We start from the raw sequence: 2,210 nt of genomic DNA, 5'->3' as shown, positions 1-2,210 counted from the left end.
TTAAATTGATCCTGGTTCTGTTTTTTCTTTTGAAAAAATTTCATTATCTTCTCCTTCAATTATAAGTCAGGTAGCCCGCATAGGACTACCTGACTTATAAATCATCAATGGCTACTGAAATAGCCTGTAATGAATTCATCATACATATTACTCAAAATATATTCCATAACTTGACACCGTGTTATAAATCTGTTTTTCTAATTATAACACAAAAAACTGCAACCTTTCAGTCACAGTTTCTTACAAATCTACCTCTGTTCCCTCTAAAAATCTGACAGTTATCTGCCCATTTTCTTATATTGTAATCTTCTTCTAGTTCTTCTTGGGTAAACAACGCTCTAAATTTTGGTATGTCTATTAGAGTCGTGGGACTCTCTTCAATAGAACGCTTTTCTCTGGCTTTTTTTGTTCTTCCGTTAGTGGCCAGGAATCATATCTCAACTTAAAATGGATATCTGCCATGCTTTTTTCGTTGCGTTCCAATAACTCAAACAAGTCCTTTGGCAGTTCATAAACGACTCGTTGTACGGCAATGCCTCCTTCTTCTGTAACATAGTAGTATTGGTCATGATTTTTCCAAATATGTTCCCCGTAGCCTTTGACTTCTTCAAATTTTATGACATCTTCCCAGCTTAATCCACTTTTTTCCATGTGTAGTCTCAACTGTCACTACTAGCCAATATTTCACTTCCCGCCGGTAGTATTTCTTCTAGCTCTTTCCTTGTAAAAAGTTTTTGATTGGCAACATCATTGTTCAATAGCTCTGGATTATCTCTCAAGAAATTTTTATCAGCCTCTAATTGTGTTACTTTTGGCGGCCAGGAATCATTTTGCGCCTTAAAAAGTAAATCATCCGCTGAGTATTTTCCAGACATATATGCATTAAAATCCGCGGCCTTAATATCAAAAATACGACGAACCGAAGCAATACCTAGTTCAAAAACAGTATAATAAGTCCCATTATGTTCTCGAATGTAAAGATTGTCTGGTGTTCCCACTTTGTTAAAAGTTTCATATTCTTCCCATGTGATATCTGTAATTCCCATATTAATTTCCTCCTAAATGTTTAATCGTAAAGTCTCCCCAAGACACTTCATCCACAACCGCTTCTGGCATATCACCTGGATAAGTACGACCACCTGGTTTCCAATAGCCATCAAAGGCAGAATCTTCATTGCCACTCGGAATACGAACATTGTGCAAATTTTCAGCTGGAATATCAATAGCGACCGGCGAATCACCTAAATCACCTGGATGAAGACCCAACAAATCTTCAAGGATTCTAGGGTCCCCTTTACTGACTTCAATGAGCGTTTCTCCAACATCTTTGGGCATGACAAAGGCCACATGATCCTTAGGATTCCCAATAGCTCCATTATTAAAGCCACCTTCTTCAGGAGTAAATTTCTGAAATTTAATAGCCCCATTATCAAATTGTCGCCTATGCGCTTCAATGTAATCTGAATCAAGATATTTGTCAGGATTTGGCCTTGGAGTAATATTCTTGTCAATAGCTTCAATTTTTTCAAAGTATGTTTTTTTATCAAGTCCATTTTTCAGTTTAATTGTTGGTGCCTTCTCTGAAATCTCCAGCACTCGAACACGATCCTCAGGGCTGATGCCTGCCTCAACATACTTGTTCCACTGCTCATACCTTCGTGCATCTTCAGGACTCATCTCATCCATAAATGAAGTGACCTTAGTTTTACCCACATCATTCAAACTAAACTTATTTGCCGCAGACGATGCCGCAAAGCCTCCTAAAATACTGCCTACAAAGGTTGCACGTTGTGCATCTGCTTCGCTTCCCCCTAGAAATTTGGTGCCGTGATAGCCTGCCTGACCTCCGACAAAGCCTCCAACCTCGCCTATCGCAAACTCAGCGAGGCCTTTAGTCACACTCTGTGTTTGTCCGATGGGGATCATCACGGCACTGGTGGTTGTAAAGAGCCCTCCTACTTGATGGTATAGTTTGTCATTTCCCATGAAGAGGGTATCTCGGATAGGGTTGATGGCTAAGGTTTTACCATCACCTTTGTAGCCTAGGTAAATATCTTGTCCTGCTTCTGCCACATTGGAAGCACCATAGGCGATTGTACCTGTTCCTGCTACAATGCCTGCACCTACAACCAAAGGGGTCGCAGCACCTGCTGTTGCTACAATAGCCGCAAGACCTACTGCAATAGTAACTGCACCTAAAGCCAAGTCTA

Annotated in this window: 1 protein-coding gene and 2 pseudogenes; all 3 read right to left on the bottom strand. The window is 40.2% G+C overall.

The window, feature by feature from the left end:
* Positions 1-226: 226 nt before the first annotated feature.
* Positions 227-651: pseudogene (locus J5566_RS10385) on the bottom strand (hypothetical protein).
* Positions 652-659: 8 nt separating this feature from the next.
* Positions 660-1,046, bottom strand: coding sequence for a hypothetical protein (locus J5566_RS10380; protein WP_208563179.1), 387 nt, complete (start codon positions 1,044-1,046; stop codon positions 660-662).
* A gap of 1 nt (position 1,047) precedes the next feature.
* Positions 1,048-2,210 (bottom strand): annotated as a pseudogene (locus J5566_RS10375) (T7SS effector LXG polymorphic toxin); the annotation flags it as partial.

The organism is Streptococcus suis (genome assembly GCF_017601095.1).
In the GTDB taxonomy this organism is placed as follows: domain Bacteria; phylum Bacillota; class Bacilli; order Lactobacillales; family Streptococcaceae; genus Streptococcus; species Streptococcus suis_Z.
This window is presented reverse-complemented; position numbering and strand designations above follow the sequence as displayed.